Raw genomic sequence first — 4,596 nt, 5'->3', positions numbered from 1 at the left:
CTGGCGCACAGCCTGGGCATGCGGCTGCTGGTGGAGGGCGTGGAGGACGCCACCACCCTGCGCCGCCTGGGCGAGCTGGGCGTCGACGAGACCCAGGGCTACCACCACGCCCGCCCCATGCCCGCCGACCAGGTCCTGCCCTGGCTGCGGCGGCACCGGGACCAAAACCAGGACCAGGACCGGAACCAGGCCCGGCACCGCGAGCCCGCTCGGGGAGCCGTCGCGGGCCGGTACGTGCAGGACGCCCGCCCCCTCGCCTGACGGCACGGCTGGTGGCAGGTGCACTGCGCCTGGCGTTGGTGTGAGCACTGTCACATGCCGGTGGGCTCAAGCTGCCGACGGGGGACGTCGATGCAGTGGTCGGCGGCCGCCAGTCACCTGTTGTGGCTGGCGCCGCCCGGGCCGCTGAGGCTCGGGCAGCGCTCGATCGGGTGAGCACCGTGGGGAGCGAGACGCCGTGTGAGGCGGTGTGAGGCGGTGGGTTGGGCGGCGGATGCCTCAGCTCGCCGCCTCACCTCGTTTCTGCGTTCCGGCGATACGACCTTGGACGTGGTGGGTCTGGCGGAAGCGACCGCCACCGGTTGCGAGACGGCGGCCGCGCTGGGTGGCGCCATGATTAGGAAACACTCGCTGAGGACCGCCGGAGTCCACAGTCGATTCACCGTCTGGTCGAGTCGATGACCAGCTTGTGCCGACCGGTGGGCGAGACCGCCGCTGGCCATGATCAGCGATGATGTGGCAACGGATGCGCTGGCACGGTGCTGGTGACGATCGAGGGCTGGCCGTCGCCCACGAAGGAGAACGACGTTGGCCGACCAGGATGTGCGCTCGGTGAGCAGCCGAACCGAGCAGCGGCGTGTTGGCGCTGGTGCCCGTGCAGCCCAGCGGCTGCTGCCGGCCAGTGCCGATCCAGGTCTGCAGGCCCTGGCGTCTTTGGCCGCGCGGCTGCTGCGCACCTCCTCAGCAGAGGTGTCGTTGATCACCGAGGTCCGGACCATCGCCGCCGGCGGCGGTGCCGCCGCCGGGCGCACCGGTGAGCGCACCGCGTTGAGCGAGGCGCTGTGCCCGTTGGCCGCGGCCGGTGAGGTGCCCTTCGTCGTGGACGACGCCGCCAGTGATGAGCGCGTGGCGCACCTGGGTCCGGTGCGGCGCGGGGAGGTGGGCGCTTACCTGGCTGCCCCGTTGCTGGCTGACACCGGTGAGCGGGTCGGCGCCTTGTGCGTGTACCAGTACGCCCCGCGGGCGTGGACGGCCGCGGAGGCGGAGCTGCTGCAGCACCTGGCAGCGGCCGCCGCCGCGCAGCTGGAGACCGCCGCCCTCATCCAAAGCTTCAGCACCGAGGACCTTGGCGGTGGGGACCTCGACGACGCGGCCGCCTCCGGCGGGGACGTCGGTGGGTGGTTGAGCACTCGGCTGGGGCAGGTGGCGCGCTTCGCGCTGTCGCTGGCCGATACCAGCGACCTGGAGGAGCTGGTGGGCGCGGTGGCCGAGCAGGGCCTGGTGCTGCTGGGCTGCAACGGCGGGTCGGTGGCGGTGCCCGAGGACGACGACGACCCGCACGCCGCTCCCGAGCAGCGCTTCGTGATCGCCCGGCTGACCAGCAGCTACGGACCGGCGGCGCAGGATTCTTACGGGCGCCTGCCGCTGTCCACGCGGCTACCGCTATACGAGGCCGCGCGCACCGGACGCACCGTGCTGGTGCGCGATGAGGCCGAGTGCCTGGCGTACTCGCCGCTGATGGCCGACGTGGTGGAAGCGACCGGCTCGATCGCCTTCGCCGCGGTGCCGCTGCGGGTGGACGGGCAGGTCCTGGGCGTGGTGACCTGCGGGTGGGCGCAGGCGCAGTCCTTCGAGGTGCAGCAGCTGGCGCTGCTGGAGACCTTCGCCGCGCAGTGCGCGCAAGCACTGGCGCGGGTGCGCTCCCTGGCCGCCGAGCGGGCCGCGGCCGCGAAGGTGGCCGGCATGGCCGAGGCGCTGCAGCGCTCCTTGCTGACTGAGCTGCCCGAGCCGGACCACCTGGAGCTGGTGGCCCGCTACGTACCCGCAGCCGATCAGGCCCAGGTTGGCGGGGACTGGTACGACGCGTTCATGGTGCGCGATGGCACCACGTGCTTGGTCGTCGGTGACGTCACCGGCCACGACCAGCGCGCGGCGGTGGCGATGGCACAGGTGCGCAACGTGCTGCGCGGGGTGGCCCACGCGATCGTGCAGCCGCCGGCGGCGATCCTGCACGCCCTGGACTGGGCAATGCGCGATCTGGCGATCGGGGCGCTGTCCACCGCGGTGCTGGCCAAGGTCGAGCAGGGACAGCAGGACGCTGAGCGGGGTCTGCGCACCCTGCGCTGGTCCAGCGCCGGGCACCCGCCGCCGCTGCTGATCCACCCCGACGGGCGCGCCGAGCTGCTCGAGCGGGCACAGGATCTGCTGCTAGGGCTGGTGGTGGACACCGAGCGGTACGACCACACCGTCACCCTGGCGCCGGGCTCCACGGTGTTGCTGTACACCGACGGGCTGATCGAGCGGCGCGGGGAGGACCTCGAGACTGGCCTGGCCCGGCTGCGCCGCGTAGCCCAGGAGCTCGCGCACCTGCCGGTGCAGCACCTGTGCGACGAGCTCGTGGCGCGCCTGGCCACCGGCAGCGAGGACGACGTGGCGCTGCTGGCGGTGCGTGCCCACCCCGAGGACCGTCCCCGCCCGGCGCAGGCCGGGCCGCGCCGGCTGCCGGCGGACCTGACGCGTGAGGCGCCGACCGCCCTCTGAACGACCCTGGCGCTGAAGGACACGGGCGTTGAACGACACCGGCGCTGAAGGGCACCACACACGAGCACGCCGGCTCCACCACCGGACACCTGCTGCACCAGTACGCAGGTATCTCAAGAGCGACCGGTTGTGAGGAGGCGACCGCGCCCCGGACGACGCCGTGACCGCTCATCCGTGTCGGTGCTCCCCGAGAGGGTGCACGGGTGCTGAAGGCGTGCGTGAACGGAGCCCGCAGACCGGGTGAGCACCCGGCCCTGCCGGTGACGCCGGGTGAGCTGGCCCGCGAGGTGGCAGCGGTCGCCGCCGCCGGCGCCGAGGCGGTGCACCTGCACGTGAAGGACGCAGCGGGCGTGGACACCCTGGAGGCCGCGGCGCTGGCCGAGGTGTTGGTAGCGGTGCGCCAGGTGGCACCGGCGGTGCCGGTCGGTGTGAGCACCGGCGCCTGGGCTGTGCCCGATGCGGTGCGCAGGCTCGCCGCGATCCGCTCCTGGGAGGGCTCGGCGCTGCTGCCGGACTTCGCCTCGGTCAACTGGCACGAGGACGGCGCCGACGAGGTCGCCGGTGCGCTGCTGGAGCTGGGCGTGGGCGTCGAGGCCGGCATCTGGCACCGAGCGGGAGCTGGGGCGTGGCTGGCGTCGGTGCACCGGCACCGGTGCGTGCGGGTGCTGCTGGAACTGCCGAACGGGCTGGGCGAGGCCGAGGTGCAGCACCGGGCTGAGCAGCTGCTGCACCTCGTGGGGCGCAGTCAGCGCGACGGGCGCAGCGGTGGCGACGAGGCTGAGGAGCCGCAGGTGCTGCTGCACGGGAAGGGCGCGACCGCCTGGAGCGCGCTGCGCCTGGCCGGGCGCTGCGGGCTGGCCACCCGGATCGGGCTGGAGGACGTGCTGGTGCTGCCTGACGGCGCGCCCGCTGCCGACAACGCGGCGTTGGTCCGCGCTGCCCAGCAGGTGCTGCGGGCACCTGCGTCCACACCACGCTGACGAGGGCAGGCGTAGACCTGGGGCACCTGGGGCACCTCGCCTGCCACGCCCGCCCTTCGGTGTGAGTGTGCGGTCAGTGCCTGGCCAGGCCATCTCGGAAGCGACCAGTTGCGAGACGGCGACCGCGCCTGCAACACGGCACGCATGAATGTAGTGAGTCGCTCACTGACGTCGGCAAGGACACCGGCAGCCGGGTGAACCGCACTGGTTGAACACGTGAGAACGTCCGGCAGTGCCACACGCTGAGCGCATGAGCGAGCGGGAAGCCGTGGGTGCCTGGTGGCAGAGCCTTGACGAAGACGACCGTCAGCGACTGCTCGCCCTGTCTGCGCAGGCTTACCTGCCCTCCGACTTCGCCGTACCCCTGCAGCTGGCGGGAGTGACGGTCATCGCCATGGGCACCCGCAAGGTCGGTGAGCACTACGAGGGCCTGTACGAGCAACCGCACGTGCTGCGGGACCTGCTCGATGAGCTGCTGCGCCAGCAGCGCGACTGATCGAGCAGGGCACGTCATAGCCCGGTGACCTGCCCTCAGCGCTGACGTGCAGCTGCCGGGTGCAGCTGCTTCAGCCGCTCACAGCGGCGGGTCACTCACAGCGGCGGGTGTAGGACACGTGCCACTTCCCCCGCTTTGGCCTCACCAGCCCGAGCTCATCGGCCTAGTTAGCCGGTGGTGGCCAGCTCCTCGGCGATTCCAGATGGCTATCGCACACGCGGAGATCGACATGAGGGTCTGCTGCACTGATCGGTGACAACCGAGGTGGCTTGCCCGCAGGGCAGCCTGGAAGGATGTCGCTGTGCCCAAGCCCTACCCCCGCGAGTACCGAGACGACGTCGTCCGCGTCGCCCGGGACCG

Annotated in this window: 4 protein-coding genes; all 4 read left to right on the top strand. The window is 72.3% G+C overall.

Annotation, left to right across the window (positions count from 1 at the left end):
• The coding region (locus tag ACRYR7_RS24485) for an EAL domain-containing protein (protein WP_432574933.1) at positions 1-261 on the top strand (261 nt) is incomplete at its 5' end.
• Between the two features lie 570 nt (positions 262-831).
• Positions 832-2,760: a SpoIIE family protein phosphatase gene (locus ACRYR7_RS24480; protein ID WP_432574931.1), complete on the top strand. Its 1,929-nt coding sequence runs from the start codon at positions 832-834 to the stop codon at positions 2,758-2,760.
• 218 nt (positions 2,761-2,978) lie between these two features.
• On the top strand, positions 2,979-3,740 hold the full coding sequence (locus tag ACRYR7_RS24475) for a 3-keto-5-aminohexanoate cleavage protein (protein WP_432574929.1): 762 nt from the start codon (positions 2,979-2,981) through the stop codon (positions 3,738-3,740).
• Between the two features lie 250 nt (positions 3,741-3,990).
• On the top strand, positions 3,991-4,236 hold the full coding sequence (locus tag ACRYR7_RS24470) for a hypothetical protein (protein WP_432574927.1): 246 nt from the start codon (positions 3,991-3,993) through the stop codon (positions 4,234-4,236).
• The last annotated feature ends 360 nt before the right edge of the window (positions 4,237-4,596 follow it).

The sequence above is a fragment of the Kineococcus gurbantunggutensis genome, from assembly GCF_050871925.1.
Classification (GTDB): domain Bacteria; phylum Actinomycetota; class Actinomycetes; order Actinomycetales; family Kineococcaceae; genus Kineococcus.
Note: the sequence above shows the minus strand (reverse complement) of the source record. Positions and strands in the feature narration are given on the sequence as shown.